Consider the following 15,288-nt stretch of genomic DNA (forward strand, 5'->3'; position numbering starts at 1 on the left):
GTGAATCCATACAACAGGCACTTTCGGGGCGCTTTAACTATTGATGCCCTTTTCGGGTGTCATGTCGCTCTACGGCCGCGGACCAGCAGGTGCAGGAAGTACGGCGTGCCGATCACCGCCGTCATCAGGCCCGCGCCCAGCTGGGCGGGGGCGATGACGGTGCGGCCGAGCAGGTCGGCGGTGCAGACCAGCGCGGCGCCGAGCAGGACGGCGACCGGTACGACCCGCACATGCCGCCGGCCCACCAGGGCACGGGCCGCGTGCGGCGCCACCAGGCCCACGAAACCGATCGTGCCGGCCGAGGCGACGGCGGTCGCGGCGAGCAGCACACCCACCACCAGGAAACCCAGCCTGGCCCGCGGCAGTCCGAGGCCGAGCAGCCGCGGGGTGTCCTCGTCGAGGGAGACGAGGTCCAGCTCGGTGCGCCGGGTGACCGCGACGGCCAGGCCCAGCGCCAGCACGAGCGCGACGGGCAGCACGTCCGCCATGGTCCGCCCGTACGTCGAACCCGACAGCCAGGTCAGCGCCTTGGTGGCGTTGAACGGGTCGGTGAGCACGATGAGCAGGCTGATCAGGGCCGTGGAACCGGCCGCCATGCCGATGCCGACGAGGACCAGCCGGTTCTGCCGGTAACCGCCCCGGGCGGAGAGCCCGAAGACGATCGCGGAGGCCAGCGCCGCGCCTCCGAACGCGGCACCCGCGACGCCCCAGGACCCGGCGGCGGGCACGGTGGTGACGAGCAGGACGGCGCCCAGCGCGGCACCGCCGGACACGCCCAGCACCCCGGGCTCCGCGAGGGGGTTGCGGGTCACGGCCTGCACCAGCGTGCCGGCCAGGGCGAGCGCCCCGCCCGCGCACAGGGCCGCGAGCACCCGCGGAACGCGCGTGTCCAGGACGAAGGAGACGGTCTGCCCGGCCCGCCCCTGCACCCAGTTGGCGACATCGCCGAGCAGGAGTTTGCTGTCGCCGAGCAGGATGCCCGCCAGTGCGACGCCGACGACCGCGGCGACGAGTGCGGCCACGGTGACGAGGAACGCCCTCCGGCTCGGGATGCGCAGCCGGTCCGGAGCGTCGGCCCCGGCGGTGTCCCGCAGCCGCAGGGCCGTCACCACCAGGAAGACGGCACCGACCAGGCTGGTGACGATGCCGGTCGGGACGGCCACCGCCGTGTCCGCCGGGATGAGGGCCCGCAGCAGCACGTCCGACCCGAGCACCAGCCCGGCACCGGCCAGACCGGCCACGGGCAGGACCGCCCGGGCCCGGGTGAAGCTCCGGAACCGGCGGGCGAGCGGACGTACCAGCGCGGGGGCGCACAGGCCGACGAAGCCGATGGGCCCGGCCAACGTGACGGCCGCCGCGGACAGCAGTGCCGCCAGCACCACCACCGTGACGCGGGTGGCGTGCACCGGGACACCCAGACCGCGCGCGGCGTCGTCCCCGAGGGCCAGCGCGTCGACCCGGCGGGCGACCAGCAGCAGCCCGACGAGCCCCACCGAGGTGACGGGGAGCATCTGCAGGACGCCGTCGAAGCCGTTCTGGCCGATGCTGCCCTGGTTCCACTGGTAGAGGCCCTCCGTCTGCTGCGGGAACAGCAGGAGCAGCCCTTCCGTGACGGAGTTCAGGCCGAGCGCGAGCGCGGTACCGGCGAGAACCAGCCGTACGGTGCCCGTGCCGAGGCCGGACAGGGCGAGCACGACGGCCGCGGCCGCCAGTCCGCCCGCGAAGGCGACACCGGAGGAGGCGAGCAGCGGCAGCGAGACGCCGGTCGCGCCGACCAGCCCGAGGGCCAGGTACGAACCGGCGTTCACCGCGAGGGTGTCGGGCGAGGCGAGCACATTGCGGCTGACGGCCTGCAGGACCGCGCCCGCGATGCCGAGGACGACGCCGACGAGGATGCCGGCGGTCATCCGCGGCAGCCGGGAGGCGATGACCACGGACGCGTCGCCCGGATCGGCCTGCCCGGTCAGGGCCTTGAACACCTGCGCCGGTCCGACGGCGGCGGTGCCCTGGGTGATGTCGACGACGGCGAGGGCGGCGACGAGGAGGACGAGCCCGGCCGTCACCGCGGCCGCACCCGTCCGGGACGCGGCCGCCGGCGGACGGGTGACGGGAGGCGCTTCGGTGACGGCCATGGCCCCGCTACTTCGTCAGCGCGCCGACGAGGGCGTCGATGTACGCCTCCATCGACTCGGGACCGCCGAACATCCAGATGCCGTCGGGCAGCCGGTGCACGTTGCCGGCCTTCACGAAGGGCAGGGAGGTCCACACGGCGTTCTTCTTCAGCGGCCCGGTGAAGGGGTTGCTGGACTTGTCGCCGTCGTTGCCTATGTAGGCGAACTGGACGTCCTTCGGCAGGCCGGTGAGGCCCTCGACGTCGGTGGTGCCGAGGCCGTAGGCGGGGTCGCCCTTGACCTTCCAGGCGTTCTTCAGGCCGAGCTGCTCGTTGACGGCGCCGATGAGGGAGCCGCCGGTGTACGGGCGCAGGGAGACCTGGTTGGACGTCACGTAGCCGTCGGCGAAGGCGATGTCGGTGCCGCCGAGCTTCGCGTCGGCGAGGGCCTTCTTGCCCTCGGCGACCTTGGCCTCGAAGTTCTTCCGGGCCGTCTCGGCCTTGTCGGTGGTGCCGGTGGCCTTGGCGATGAGGTCGAGGTTGGTGAACATCTGGCCGATCTGGTCGGAGGCGTCCGCGGACTTGATCTCCAGAACGGGGGCGATCTTCCGCAGCTGCTTCACGGCGGCGTCCGGCAGGTCGGAGCTGGCCACGATCAGGTCGGGGGAGAGCGAGGCGATGGTGTCCATGCTCGGCTCGCCGCGCGTGCCGATGTCCTTCGGCTCGTTCTTCAGCGGGACGGCGGTGTCCCAGGTCTTGTAGCCCTTGACGTCGGCGACGCCGACGGGGTCGACGCCGAGGGTGATGAGACTCTCGACCTCGTTCCACTCGGTGGCGACGACCTTCTTGGCCGGGCCGTCCAGCTTCACCTTCGCGCCGGTGGAGTCGGTGAGGCTGATGGCCTCGGAGGTCTTCTTCTTCGCGCTGTCGGCGGCCGGCTCGGTGGTGCCGCACGCGGCGAGGGTGAGCGCCGCGGCGGTGGTGGTGGCCGCGGTGAGCAGGAGACGTCTCATGAGGTGGTGCCGAGCCTTTCGCTTCGGGTGGTGCGGGAGTGGTGCCGGCCGATCGGACGGGTCCGTATCCGGCCGGTGTGGGGGTCTGTGTCGACGTCGATCCGGATGCCGTAGACGGCGGTCAGCCGCTGCGGGGTCAGGACGTCCTCGGGGCGGCCGTCGGCGACGATCCGGCCCGCTTCGAGGAGCGTGATCCGGTCGGCGATGGCCGCGGCCTGGTCGAGGTCGTGCAGGACGACTCCGACGGCGATCCCGTGGTCGTCCGCCAGATCGCGGACGAGGTCGAGGAGTTCGATCTGGTAGCGCAGGTCGAGATAGGTGGTCGGTTCGTCCAGGAGCAGCACGCCGGTCTCCTGCGCGAGGCAGCCCGCGAGCCACACGCGCTGCAGCTGCCCGCCGGACAGGTGGTCGGCGCCGCGCTCGGCGAGGTCCGTCACGCCGGTCAGCGCGAGCGCCCGCTCCACCGCGGCCGAGGCGTCCGGGTCCGGGCGGCCGAAGCGGCCCCGGTAGGGGTAGCGGCCGAACTCGACGAGATCCCGCACGGTCAGTCCGCTGGGCGTGGGACGACCCTGCGTCAGCAGGGCCACGTGCCGCGCGAACTCCCGGGCGGTCAGGGCGAGGCCGTCGGTGTCGGCGTCGATCCTGAGCTCGGCCCGGCGGGCCCGCTGCAAGCGGGCGATCGTCCGCAGCAGCGTCGACTTCCCGCTGCCGTTGGGACCGACCAGGACGGTCACCTCACCGGGCCGCAGCGCGATCGCCGCGTCGTGCACGACGTCCGTGCCGTCGTACGACACGGTCACGCCCGTGGCCGACAGCTGATGCCCGCGCAGACGCAGTCCGCCGGCCGTCTCTTCACCAGATCTCACGCGGCGAAGGTTAGCCTAACCTAATATCGCCTTGACAAGAGGGCGGGCGGTCCTGCTCGGCCCGCGAGACCGCTCGGCGGCTGTCACGCTTCGTTACTATGGTCGCTTCATGCCGGAGACCGGAAGCAGGGGGCGCACCCCGAGCGACGGACTGCTGGGGAGAAAGGGCGCGGAATACACGGTGGATACGCGACGGGGTCTTCCAGGATGTTGAGAGAGGTTGTCGCAACCCGCTACATCGCACCCTTGCGCTCCGGCGGCTCCGTCCCCGGAGTCGTCGAGGCGGACGACCTCGGCACGTACGTCGTGAAGTTCACCGGCTCCGCGCAGGGCCGCAAGGCGCTGGTCGCCGAGGTGATCGTGGGGGAACTGGCCCGCGCCCTCGGGCTGCGCTTCCCCGAGCTGGTCCTGGTGCACTTCGACCCGGCGATCGCGGACCACGAGCCGCACCAGGAGGTGCGGGACCTGCACGCGGCCAGCGCGGGCGTCAACCTCGGCATGGACCATCTGCCGGGCGCCCGGGACTTCACACCGGAGATCGCCCGGGTCTTCCCCGTCGATCCGCTGGAGGCCGGGAAGATCGTCTGGCTCGACGCCCTGACCGTGAACGTCGACCGTACGGTCCACAGTTCCAACCTGATGGTCTGGCCCACCCTCGGCGTCGCCATCCCGCGCCTGTGGCTCATCGACCACGGCGCCGCCCTCGTCTTCCACCACCGCTGGGACGCCACCGACCCCCGCAAGGCCTACGACTTCCGGCACCACGCCCTCGGCCACTACGCGCCCGACGTCCGGGCCGCCGACGCCGAGCTGGCGCCGAAGGTCACCGAGGAACTGCTGCGGCGGATCCTCGCCGAGGTCCCCGACGCCTGGCTCGCCGACGAGCCGGGTTTCGCCACGCCGGACGAGGTGCGCGAGGCGTATGTGACGTACCTCCACGCGCGCGTGCGCGCCTCCGGAGCGTGGCTGCCCACCGACTTCCCCACCCGGGAGGAACTCGCCGCCGAGGAGGCCCTCCGGGCGGCGAAGAACCAGCAAGGACGCCCCGCGTGGCTCAGGCAGGTGCCCGATCTGCACGGCAAGCCCGCGGCCCAGCAGGATTGGTCGGTGCACCTCGGATGAGTGGCCGTGTCGAGATCGAGTACTGCACCCAGTGCCGCTGGCTGCCCCGCGCGGCCTGGCTGGCGCAGGAACTGCTCACGACCTTCGAGGCCGAACTGACGGAACTGGCCCTGAAGCCCGGCACGGGCGGGGTGTTCGTCGTCCGCGTCGGCGACGAGGTCGTCTGGGACCGGCGCGAGCAGGGCTTCCCCGAACCGACGGCCGTGAAGAAGGCCGTACGCGACCGAGTGGCCCCGGGGAAGACCCTGGGCCACTCGGAGCGCTAGAGGTCCGGCCCGCGCGTCAGCCCTTGAGCTGCTCGTACGCCGGCAGCGTCAGGAAGTCGGCGTAGTCCTCGTCGAGGGAGACCGTCAGCAGCAGGTCGTGCGCCTGCTGCCAGTTGCCGGCCGCGAAGGCCTCGTCTCCGATCTCGGCGCGGATGTTCGCGAGTTCCTCGGCGGCGACCTTGCGGGCGAGTTCGGCGGTGACCTGCTCGCCGTTGTCGAGGACGACCTCCGCGTTGATCCACTGCCAGATCTGCGAGCGGGAGATCTCGGCGGTGGCCGCGTCCTCCATGAGGTTGAAGATGGCGACCGCGCCGAGGCCGCGCAGCCAGGCTTCGATGTAACGGATGCCGACCTGCACGGCGTTGATCAGACCCGCGTACGTCGGCTTGGCGTCGAGCGAGTCGATGGCGATCAGGTCGGCCGCTCGGACGTCGACGTCCTCGCGCAGCCGGTCCTTCTGGTTGGGCTTGTCGCCCAGGACCTTGTCGAAGGACTCCATGGCGATCGGCACCAGGTCGGGGTGGGCGACCCAGGAGCCGTCGAAACCGTCGTTCGCCTCGCGGTCCTTGTCGGCGCGGACCTTCTCGAAGGCGACCTTGTTGACCTCGGCGTCCCGGCGCGAGGGGATGAAGGCCGCCATGCCGCCGATCGCGTGCGCGCCGCGCTTGTGGCAGGTGCGGACGAGGAGTTCGGTGTAGGCCCGCATGAACGGGGCCGTCATCGTCACCGCGTTGCGGTCCGGCAGGACGAACTTCGCGCCACCGTCACGGAAGTTCTTGACGATGGAGAACAGGTAGTCCCAGCGGCCCGCGTTCAGCCCGGAGGCGTGGTCGCGCAGCTCGTAGAGGATCTCCTCCATCTCGTACGCGGCGGTGATCGTCTCGATGAGGACGGTCGCCCGGATCGTGCCCTGCGGGATGCCGCAGTACTCCTGCGCGAAGACGAAGACCTCGTTCCAGAGGCGGGCCTCCAGGTGGGACTCCGTCTTGGGGAGGTAGAAGTAGGGGCCCTTGCCGAGGTCCAGCAGGCGCTGGGCGTTGTGGAAGAAGTACAGGCCGAAGTCGACGAGGGCGCCGGGCACCGGGGTGCCGTCGGCGTCGACGAGATGACGCTCGTTCAGGTGCCAGCCGCGCGGGCGCATGACGACCGTGGCGAGCTCCCCGTCCGCCTTCAGGGCGTAGGACTTGCCGGACTTCGGGTCGGTGAAGTCGATGTTCCGGGTGTAGGCGTCGCTCAGGTTGACCTGGCCGAGGACCACGTTCTCCCAGGTGGGGGCGGAGGCGTCCTCGAAGTCCGCGAGCCACACCCGGGCGCCCGAGTTGAGGGCGTTGATGGTCATCTTGCGGTCGGTGGGACCGGTGATCTCGACCCGGCGGTCGTTCAGGGCGTCCGGGGCCGGGGCGACCTTCCAGGAGTCGTCGGCGCGGATCGCGGCCGTCTCCGGGAGGAAGTCGAGGGTGGAGGTGCGGGCGATCTCGGCGCGGCGCTCGGCGCGGCGGGCGAGGAGTTCGTCACGCCGGGGCGTGAACCGCCGGTGCAGCTCGGCCACGAAGGCGAGCGCCGCTTCGGTGAGGACCTCCTCCTGCCGGGGCAGGGGCTCGGCGTCGACGATGGCCAGCGGGGACGGCGCTGGAGCGGACATGAACGGTCACTTCCTTCAGCGAGCTGTGAAGACGAACCGGCGGCGGTGTGGCACCGGGTGCCAGTCTTCCCGGATACGGCGTTCGGCGCCCGCGATGAAGCTGAGGGATGTCGGGCGCTTCTGAACAGTGGATACTAGTTTCCTCATGGTGGAAGTTCAATCATCTGTTGATGTCGAGATTCTCCGGGTCGAGGAAAGGTGGCGCTCCGTGCCACCCCGCTCACTCCAGGTGGGACAGATCGGCTTCGGTGTCGATGTCGAACGGCCGGGCCACGTCGCCGCACTCGACGAGGGTGATCGCCGGCCCGTGCTCCTTCAGATAGGCGCGTGCCCCCCGGTCCCCGGTCGCAGTCGCGGCGATGCCCGCCCAGTGGGCGGCACCGAAGAGCACCGGATGGCCGCGCACACCGTCGTACGCGGCCGAGGCGAGCGACTCCTCGCCCTCGTGCGCCGCGAGGACCCGGGCCACCGCCTCGGGTCCGATGCCGGGCTGGTCGACGAGTGACACCAGGGCGGCCCGGGCGCCCGTGCCGGCGAGTGAGTCGAGCCCGGCGCGCAGGGAGGTCCCCATGCCCTGCTCCCAGTCCGGGTTGTCGACCAGGACGCAGCCCGGCAGCGAGGCGCGTGCGCGCACCTCGTCGGCCTGCGCGCCCAGAACCACGTGGACCCTCGCGCAGCCGCCCTCCCGCAGCACCCGCACCGCGTGCTCCACAAGGGGCCGTCCCCGGTGGGGGAGCAGTGCTTTGGGCCGCCCGCCCAGCCGCCGCCCGCCACCGGCGGCGAGCAGCAGCCCCGCAACCGCTGGTGCTCCGCCCGTCGTCTCCCGTGTCGTCATGGCTCCTGCATACCGCACGCCCCGTACGGGGGTACGACGGCGCGGGGCGCGCGTCGGACAGACGTGCGCCTCGGGCCAGAAAGTCACTCAGTGAGACAAGTCGATGACGCAATGGACTGGCGCCCGGCGGCCCGCGTCGTTTACTGTCGCCCGCACCGACCGGCCGGGCGCCCGATCGCTGCCCGGTGTGGGGGACTTCGCGTCGGAAGGGCACGCGCACGACGAGGTGCGAGGGGGAGGACTGTGTTGCGGAGCGTGGAGCAGAAGCGGCAGGGGCCTGTGACCGGCGGCGAGGACCCGCGCGTGACGGAGCTGCGCTCCGCCGTGTCCCGGTTGCGCCGCCGACTGGCCGCCCATCCCGGCGAGTTCGCCGACCGGACCATCGCCGAGGAGGAACTGGCCGCCGTGGCCGCCATGGCCGCCGACGGCATCCCGGAGATCTCCCGCCTGCGCCGCTCCCTCCTGCTGCTCGCGGGCGCGATCGGCTCGGTGAGCGCGCTGTCCGCGGAGCTGACGGAGGTCCGGCGGGCGGTGGACCTCTTCGGGGGGCCGGTGCGGGGCCAGGGGTAGGAGGCCCCGGTCCGGCACGGTGAGGGTTCGTCAGGGACCGTACGTCGGGCAGGGGTTGCCTGCCCGACGCCGTCCTGTGTCCGTCATGCCGGGCTCTGGCTGGCGAGCGCCTCGGACAGCTCCCCGGCGACCTGCTGGAGCACCGGCACGATCTTCTCCGTCAACGCCTCCGTGACCCGGCCGGCCGGACCGGAGATGGAGATGGCCGCGGCGGTGGGGGAGTCGGGCACCGGAACCGCGAGGCAACGGACCCCGATCTCCTGCTCGTTGTCGTCGATGGCGTAGCCCTGCCGGCGTACGTCCTCCAGGGCCGCGAGGAACCCGTCGGCCGTCGTGATCGTCTTCTCCGTCGCGGCGGGCATGCCCGTCCGGGCGAGCAGCGCCCGCACCTCCTCCGGCGGGAAACCGGCGAGCAGGGCCTTGCCCACGCCCGTGGAGTGCGGCAGCACCCGCCGGCCGACCTCCGTGAACATGCGCATCGAGTGCTTCGAGGGCACCTGCGCCACGTAGACGATCTCGTCCCCGTCCAGCAGTGCCATGTTCGCCGTCTCGCCGGTCTCCTCGACCAGTCGCGCCAGGTACGGCCGCGCCCAGGTGCCCAGCAGCCGGGAGGCCGACTCGCCGAGGCGGATCAGGCGCGGGCCGAGTGCGTACCGCCGGTTGGGCTGCTGACGTACGTACCCGCAGGCCACCAGCGTGCGCATCAGGCGGTGGATGGTCGGCAGGGGCAGGCCGCTGCTCGCGGACAGCTCGCTCAGGCCGACCTCGCCGCCCGCGTCCGCCATCCGTTCGAGCAGGTCGAAGGCGCGCTCCAGGGACTGGACGCCGCCGTTGGCGGAGGACCGGGCGGAGTCGGTGGTGCTGGCGCTGGACGTCGGCACGGCGCGTTCCTTTCGGGGCGGGCGGGAAGGGCAGAAGCCTACCCGGCAGTCGGTTGACTCCCCGCTTGTACGTAGCTACGTTCTGCTTGCTGGAAGTTTAATTCCGCTTTGTGGAAACGTCCAGGGGTGTCCGCCTGAAGGGCGCCGCAGCCAAGTGTGCCCTTGACGGCGCGGAAGAGGGGGTGAAGACTCCTTCAACAGAAAGTTGAATTCCGTTAAGCGGAAGTAAGGGGTTCGGGTGTCCGACGCTGAACTGGTGCTGCGCTCGACGCGCGTCATCACTCCCGAGGGAACGCGTGCCGCATCCGTCGCGGTGACCGACGGCACGATCACGGCCGTCCTCCCGCACGACGCGCCCGTACCGGAGAGCGCCCGACTTGAGGACCTGGGCGACCACGTCCTGCTGCCCGGCCTGGTCGACACGCACGTGCACGTCAACGACCCCGGCCGCACCGAGTGGGAGGGCTTCTGGACCGCCACCCGCGCCGCGGCGGCCGGTGGCATCACGACCCTCGTCGACATGCCCCTCAACTCCCTCCCACCGACCACGACCGTCCCGCACCTGCGCACCAAGCAGCACGTCGCCGCCGACAAGGCGCACATCGACGTCGGCTTCTGGGGCGGCGCCCTGCCCGACAACACCAAGGAGCTCCGCCCGCTGCACGAGGCCGGCGTGTTCGGCTTCAAGGCGTTCCTGTCGCCGTCCGGCGTCGACGAGTTCCCGCACCTGGAGCGGGACTCCCTCTCCCGCACCATGGCCGAGATCGCCGCCTTCGACGGACTGCTCATCGTGCACGCCGAGGACCCCCACCTCCTCGCCTCCGCCCCGCAGCAGGCGGGCCCCCGGTACGCCGACTTCCTCGCCTCCCGCCCCCGGGACGCCGAGGACACCGCCATCGCCCAGCTCATCCGCGAGGCGAAGGCCCTCCACGCGCGCGTGCACGTCCTGCACCTCTCCTCCAGCGACGCCCTGCCGATGATCGCCGAGGCGCGGGCGGAGGGTGTCCGCATCACCGTGGAGACCTGCCCCCACTACCTGACCCTCACCGCCGAGGAAGTCCCCGACGGCGCCAGCGAGTTCAAGTGCTGCCCGCCCATCCGCGAGGCCGCCAACCAGGACCTCCTCTGGCAGGCGCTCGCCGACAGCACCATCGACTGCATCGTCACCGACCACTCCCCGTCCACGGCCGACCTGAAGACCGACGACTTCGCCACCGCCTGGGGCGGCATCTCCGGACTCCAGCTCAGCCTGGCCGCGGTGTGGACCGAGGCCCGCAAGCGCGGACACGGCCTGGAGGACGTGGTCCGCTGGATGTCCGCGCGCACCTCCGAACTGGTCGGGCTCGACGACCGCAAGGGCGCCATCGCGGTGGGCCGCGACGCCGACTTCGCCGTCCTCGCACCCGACGAGACCTTCACCGTCGACCCGGTGGCCCTCCAGCACCGCAACCGCGTCACGGCGTACGCGGGCAAGACCCTGCACGGTGTCGTGAAGTCCACCTGGCTGCGCGGGCAGCGCATCGTCGCGGACGGCGAGTTCACCGAACCGAAGGGGCAGCTCCTCACCCGCACCCACTGAAAACCATCCCGGACCTCGAAAGGCAGACCTGATCACCGTGACGGCGATTCCCAGTTTCACCGGCGACGCGAACCCCTACGGAGGCGGTGACCCGTACGCGGACTACCGCACCGCCGACTTCCCCTTCACCCAGTACGCCGACCTCGCCGACCGGCGTCTGGGGGCCGGTGTCATCGCCGCCAACGACGAGTTCTTCGCCCAGCGCGAGAACCTGCTGGTGCCCGAGCCCGCCGAGTTCGACCCCGAGCACTTCGGCCACAAGGGCAAGATCATGGACGGCTGGGAGACGCGCCGCCGCCGGGGCGCCTCCGCCGACCACCCCTGGCCGACCGCCGAGGACCACGACTGGGCGCTGGTCCGCCTCGGCGCCCCGGGCGTGATCCGCGGGATCGTCGTCGACACCGCCCACTTCCGCGGCAACTACCCGCAGGCCGTCTCCGTCGAGGGCACCCGCGTACCGGGCTCCCCGTCACCGGAGGAGCTCCTCGGGGACGACGTGAAGTGGACGACCCTCGTGCCGCGCACCGCGGTCGGCGGCCACGCGGCGAACGGTTTCGCCGTCGACGTCGAGCAGTGCTTCACCCACCTGCGGGTCAACCAGCACCCCGACGGCGGCATCGCCCGCCTGCGCGTCCACGGCGAGGTCGTCCCCGACCCCGCGTGGCTGGAGGCGCTGGGCACCTTCGACGTCGTCGCCCTGGAGAACGGCGGCCGGGCCGAGGACGCCTCCAACCTCTTCTACTCGCCCGCCTCCAACACCATCCAGCCGGGCCGCTCCCGCAAGATGGACGACGGCTGGGAGACCCGCCGCCGCCGCGACCAGGGCCACGACTGGATCCGCTACCGGCTGGCCGCCCAGGCCAGGATCCGCGCCCTGGAGATCGACACCGCCTACCTCAAGGGCAACAGCGCCGGCTGGGCGTCGGTCTCGGTCAGGGACGGCGAGGACGGCGACTGGCAGGAGATCCTGCCGCGCACCCGCCTCCAGCCCGACACCAACCACCGCTTCGTCCTCCCGGCCCCGGCCGTCGGCACGCACGCGCGCGTGGACATCTTCCCGGACGGCGGCATCTCCCGGCTCCGCCTGTTCGGCTCGCTGACCCCGGAGGGCACGAGCCGGCTGGCGGCACGCCACCAGGAGCTGGGTGGCTGAACCACCCCGTGACCGTGGGGCGCACCGGCCGGACAGCACCGGTGCGCCCCACGTGTCTCACGCCGCGTGGCCGCCGTCCACCGAGAACTCCGCCCCGGTCACATACGTCGCCCCCGCCAGGTAGGCGACCATCGACGCCACCTCGTCGGCCGTCCCGAAGCGTCCCAGCGCCGTCATCGCCGCCTGGCCGGCCGCGTACGGCCCGTCCGCCGGGTTCATGTCGGTGTCGATCGGGCCGGGAAGCACCAGGTTCGCAGTGATCCCGCGCCCGCCCAGCTCCCTGGCCAGCGCCTTCGTCAGACCGGCCAGGGCCGCCTTGCTCGTCGCGTAGAGCGTCCCGCCGGGTCCCGGCACCCGCTGGGCCATGCAACTGCCGATCGTGATGATCCGCCCGCCCTCGGGCATCCGCGCGGCGGCCGCCTGAGAGGCCAGGAAGACGCCCCGTACGTTGACGTCGAGCACCCGGTCCACGTCCGCGGGCGACAGGGTGTCCAGCGGCCCGAGCACCCCCACGCCGGCGTTGTTGACCAGGATGTCGAGCCCGCCCAGCGCCTCGGCCGCCGCGTCCACCACCCCGCCCGCCTCCGCGGCCTCCGCCGCGTCCGCGCGCAGCGCCACCGCCCGGCGCCCCAGCGCCTCCACGGCCCGCACGACGTCCTCGGCCGCCTCCTTGCCGTTCACATAGCCGACGGCCACGTCCGCGCCCTCCCGGGCCAGCCGCACAGCCGTCGCCGCGCCGATGCCACGGCTCCCGCCGGTCACGAGAGCCACCTTGCCGTCCAGAGTTCCTTGAGAAGTCATGGGTCCATCCCAGCGGCCGGGCGACGCCGGTGCTGGCGGTGAACGGACGTCGAGGTGTCCCCGGCCCGGAGCGGTGTTCCCGGGCCCGGAGCGGTGTTCGGCCCGGAGTACATCCGGAACCTTTCCCTCCGCCTCTTCCGTTCTCCCGTCGTGACACTTCAGCAAGAGATCGTCGGCAACGCCATGCAGATGGCGGTCGTCAGCCTGCAGCCCGGTCAGACGGTGTACTGCGAGGCCGGAAAGTTCCTGTTCAAGACCACGAACGTGACCATGGAGACCCGCATGGGCGGTCCGTCCGGCGGCGGTCGGCAACCGCAGAACCCGGGCGACACCGGCGGCATGGGCGGGCTGCTGCGCCAGGCCATGGGCACGGCCATGCAGGCCGGCCAGCGGGCCCTCGCGGGCGAGTCGCTGGCCTTCCAGTACTTCACCCCTCAGGGCGGCGAGGGCACCGTCGGCTTCGCGGGCGTGCTGCCGGGGGAGATGCGCGCGCTGGAGCTGGACGGCACGCGCGCGTGGTTCGCGGAGAAGGACGCCTTCGTGGCCGCCGAGTCCACCGTCGACTTCGGCATCGCCTTCCAGGGCGGCCGTACCGGCAGGAGCGGAGGCGAGGGCTTCGTGCTGGAGAAGTTCACCGGGCACGGCACCGTGATCATCGCCGGCGCCGGGAACTTCATCGACCTCAACCCGGCCGACTTCGGCGGCCGTGTCGAGGTCGACACCGGCTGTGTCGTCGCCTTCGAGGAGGGCATCCAGTACGGCATCCAGCGTGTCGGCGGCCTCAACCGCCAGGGCGTGATGAACGCCGTCTTCGGCGGCGAGGGCCTGTCCCTGGCCACCCTGGAGGGCAACGGCCGCGTCATCCTGCAGTCGCTCACGATCGAGAGCCTCGCGAACGCCCTGAAGAAGGCCCAGGGCGGCGACAAGCAGGGCCCGACGGGAGGGCTGTTCTCCACGAACGCCCAGTGAGCGGGCGTACGTCCCAGCGATGAGTTGCGGGTGCCGACGGGGTCTGAAGTGATGGCATCAGACCCCACACCAGGAAGCAGGCACCCGCCATGGGCAAGCTCGTCTCCACCCTCTTCGTCACCCTCGACGGCGTCTACCAGGCCCCCGGCGGGCCGCAGGAGGACACCCGCGGGGACTTCACCCACGGCGGCTGGAGCTTCCCGTACGCCGACGAGGACTTCGGCCGGTTCATGGGCGAGGTCTTCACCCGCCCGGGCGCCTTCCTGCTCGGCCGCCGTACGTACGACATCTTCGCCACCTACTGGCCCAAGGTGACCGACCCCGGCGACCCGGTCGCCTCCAGGCTCAACTCCCTGCCGAAGTACGTGCCTTCCTCGACCCTGACGGATCCGGGCTGGGCGGGCACCACGGTGCTCTCCGGCGACCTCGCCGAGGAGGTCACCGCCGTCAAGGAGCGCACCGAGGGCGAGGTCCAGGTGCACGGCAGCGGCGCCCTCGTGGGGTCCCTGCTGGCGCTGGACCTCGTCGACACCCTGCACCTGCTGACCTTCCCGGTCGTACTCGGCTCAGGGTTCCGGCTGTTCCGGGAGGGCGCCGTACCGACCGCGTTCGAGCACGCCGGCGGGAGCGTCACCGGGGCGGGCGTCTCGATCCAGACGTACGACCTGAAGGGCCGCCCGGAGTACGGCGAGTTCGGACTGCCCGAGGACGCGTAGGGCGCCGGAGGACGGGTTAACTTCCCGCGAACTCAGGGGACTTCACAGTAAATTCTCCGAGCTTGTCATTGACATGCCAGCATCTACGCGCGTCATCATGAGCGTCATGAATTTCCCCCCACGCGCCTCGCGGCTCGGCGCAGCAGCCGCCCTTCTGTCCGCCCTCCTCGTCGGCGGAACCGTCTCCGCGACCACGGCCGACGCGGCCCCCACCGCCGTCGGCGACATCTGCTACAGCGACCTGCCGTCCCAGGCCCACGACACGCTCGACCTGATCGAGCAGGGCGGCCCGTACCCGTACGACCAGGACGGCACCGTCTTCCAGAACCGGGAAGGCATCCTGCCCGGCAAGTCGTCCGGCTACTACCACGAGTACACGGTCATCACCCCGGGCTCCTCCACCCGCGGTGCCCGGCGCATCGTCACCGGTGAGCAGAACCAGGAGGACTACTACACGGCCGACCACTACGAGTCGTTCGACCTGGTCGACTACGGCTGCTGACCTGCCGGGACCGCGGGCCGGAAGTCCGTCCGCTGCTCAGACGGACTTCCGGCTCCCGGCCGCCGCGAACAGGGCGACGCCCAGCACGAGCAGCGCGCCGCTCGCGTAGATCTCGTAGCCGTCGAGGAACCCCAGGCGCTGCACCAGGCCCCAGTTCCAGTCGGTGAACTCGTGCACCAGGCCCGCCACGCCCTGGACCAGGGCGAGGAAGCCGAGAATCTCCAGTACCTGCTTCATGGCGGCAGCCTCGTCCCGTGGACCCC

The 15,288-nt window shown here is 71.7% G+C and carries 16 protein-coding genes; 8 read left to right on the plus strand and 8 right to left on the minus strand.

Annotated elements, in window-relative coordinates; translation table 11 throughout:
• Window positions 1-59: 59 nt before the first annotated feature.
• From AB0G20_RS11595 to AB0G20_RS11605, 3 genes are read right to left on the minus strand one after another with little or no spacing between them, the layout of a single operon-like run.
• On the minus strand, window positions 60-2,132 hold the full coding sequence (locus AB0G20_RS11595; RefSeq protein WP_361299531.1) for an iron ABC transporter permease: 2,073 nt from the start codon (window positions 2,130-2,132) through the stop codon (window positions 60-62).
• 7 nt (window positions 2,133-2,139) lie between these two features.
• Complete coding sequence (locus AB0G20_RS11600) at window positions 2,140-3,123, minus strand: iron-siderophore ABC transporter substrate-binding protein (RefSeq protein WP_361299534.1); 984 nt, start codon at window positions 3,121-3,123, stop codon at window positions 2,140-2,142.
• Entirely contained in the window at window positions 3,120-3,989 is an 870-nt protein-coding gene (locus AB0G20_RS11605) for an ABC transporter ATP-binding protein (RefSeq protein ID WP_361299537.1), read from the minus strand. Before AB0G20_RS11605 ends, AB0G20_RS11600 begins: the two co-directional genes overlap by 4 nt.
• Window positions 3,990-4,196: 207 nt before the next feature.
• Between AB0G20_RS11605 and AB0G20_RS11610 the strand changes: the two genes are divergently transcribed.
• Complete coding sequence (locus tag AB0G20_RS11610) at window positions 4,197-5,111, plus strand: HipA family kinase (RefSeq protein WP_361299540.1); 915 nt, start codon at window positions 4,197-4,199, stop codon at window positions 5,109-5,111.
• Window positions 5,108-5,377, plus strand: a complete 270-nt coding sequence (locus tag AB0G20_RS11615; RefSeq protein ID WP_030242193.1) for a SelT/SelW/SelH family protein — start codon at window positions 5,108-5,110, stop codon at window positions 5,375-5,377. The genes AB0G20_RS11610 and AB0G20_RS11615 overlap by 4 nt, the downstream gene beginning before the upstream one ends.
• Window positions 5,378-5,393: 16 nt before the next feature.
• Here the strand turns inward: AB0G20_RS11615 and aceB are convergent, their stop codons facing one another.
• Window positions 5,394-7,019 (minus strand): malate synthase A, encoded by a 1,626-nt coding sequence (aceB, locus tag AB0G20_RS11620; RefSeq protein WP_361299543.1) that lies wholly within the window; start codon window positions 7,017-7,019, stop codon window positions 5,394-5,396.
• 220 nt (window positions 7,020-7,239) lie between these two features.
• On the minus strand, window positions 7,240-7,854 hold the full coding sequence (locus AB0G20_RS11625; RefSeq protein ID WP_361299546.1) for a nucleotidyltransferase family protein: 615 nt from the start codon (window positions 7,852-7,854) through the stop codon (window positions 7,240-7,242).
• 243 nt (window positions 7,855-8,097) lie between these two features.
• Between AB0G20_RS11625 and AB0G20_RS11630 the strand changes: the two genes are divergently transcribed.
• Window positions 8,098-8,424, plus strand: coding sequence for a DUF5955 family protein (locus tag AB0G20_RS11630; protein ID WP_361299549.1), 327 nt, complete (start codon window positions 8,098-8,100; stop codon window positions 8,422-8,424).
• A gap of 83 nt (window positions 8,425-8,507) precedes the next feature.
• On the opposite strand, the gene AB0G20_RS11635 is transcribed toward AB0G20_RS11630, so the two are convergent.
• On the minus strand, window positions 8,508-9,305 hold the full coding sequence (locus tag AB0G20_RS11635; RefSeq protein WP_361299552.1) for an IclR family transcriptional regulator: 798 nt from the start codon (window positions 9,303-9,305) through the stop codon (window positions 8,508-8,510).
• Window positions 9,306-9,543: 238 nt separating this feature from the next.
• On the opposite strand from AB0G20_RS11635, the gene allB reads away from it, so the two are divergent.
• Both allB and alc read left to right on the plus strand, forming a co-directional pair.
• Window positions 9,544-10,884, plus strand: coding sequence for an allantoinase AllB (gene allB / locus AB0G20_RS11640; protein WP_361299555.1), 1,341 nt, complete (start codon window positions 9,544-9,546; stop codon window positions 10,882-10,884).
• Window positions 10,885-10,921: 37 nt separating this feature from the next.
• Entirely contained in the window at window positions 10,922-12,037 is a 1,116-nt protein-coding gene (alc, locus tag AB0G20_RS11645) for an allantoicase (RefSeq protein WP_361299558.1), read from the plus strand.
• 57 nt (window positions 12,038-12,094) lie between these two features.
• Here the strand turns inward: alc and AB0G20_RS11650 are convergent, their stop codons facing one another.
• The gene (locus tag AB0G20_RS11650) at window positions 12,095-12,838 is read right to left on the minus strand and encodes an SDR family oxidoreductase (protein WP_361299561.1); all 744 of its coding nucleotides are present in this window, start codon (window positions 12,836-12,838) and stop codon (window positions 12,095-12,097) included.
• 150 nt (window positions 12,839-12,988) lie between these two features.
• Between AB0G20_RS11650 and AB0G20_RS11655 the strand changes: the two genes are divergently transcribed.
• The 3 genes from AB0G20_RS11655 (at window position 12,989) to AB0G20_RS11665 (ending at window position 15,025) form a co-directional block, all read left to right on the plus strand.
• Window positions 12,989-13,807: an AIM24 family protein gene (locus tag AB0G20_RS11655; RefSeq protein ID WP_361299564.1), complete on the plus strand. Its 819-nt coding sequence runs from the start codon at window positions 12,989-12,991 to the stop codon at window positions 13,805-13,807.
• Between the two features lie 89 nt (window positions 13,808-13,896).
• Window positions 13,897-14,523 (plus strand): dihydrofolate reductase family protein, encoded by a 627-nt coding sequence (locus AB0G20_RS11660; RefSeq protein ID WP_361299567.1) that lies wholly within the window; start codon window positions 13,897-13,899, stop codon window positions 14,521-14,523.
• A 106-nt stretch (window positions 14,524-14,629) separates the two neighbouring features.
• Complete coding sequence (locus AB0G20_RS11665; RefSeq protein WP_361299570.1) at window positions 14,630-15,025, plus strand: ribonuclease; 396 nt, start codon at window positions 14,630-14,632, stop codon at window positions 15,023-15,025.
• 36 nt (window positions 15,026-15,061) lie between these two features.
• Here the strand turns inward: AB0G20_RS11665 and AB0G20_RS11670 are convergent, their stop codons facing one another.
• Entirely contained in the window at window positions 15,062-15,262 is a 201-nt protein-coding gene (locus AB0G20_RS11670; protein ID WP_361299573.1) for a hypothetical protein, read from the minus strand.
• Window positions 15,263-15,288 lie beyond the last annotated feature (26 nt).

The organism is Streptomyces sp. NPDC024017 (genome assembly GCF_040638895.1).
Taxonomy (GTDB): domain Bacteria; phylum Actinomycetota; class Actinomycetes; order Streptomycetales; family Streptomycetaceae; genus Streptomyces.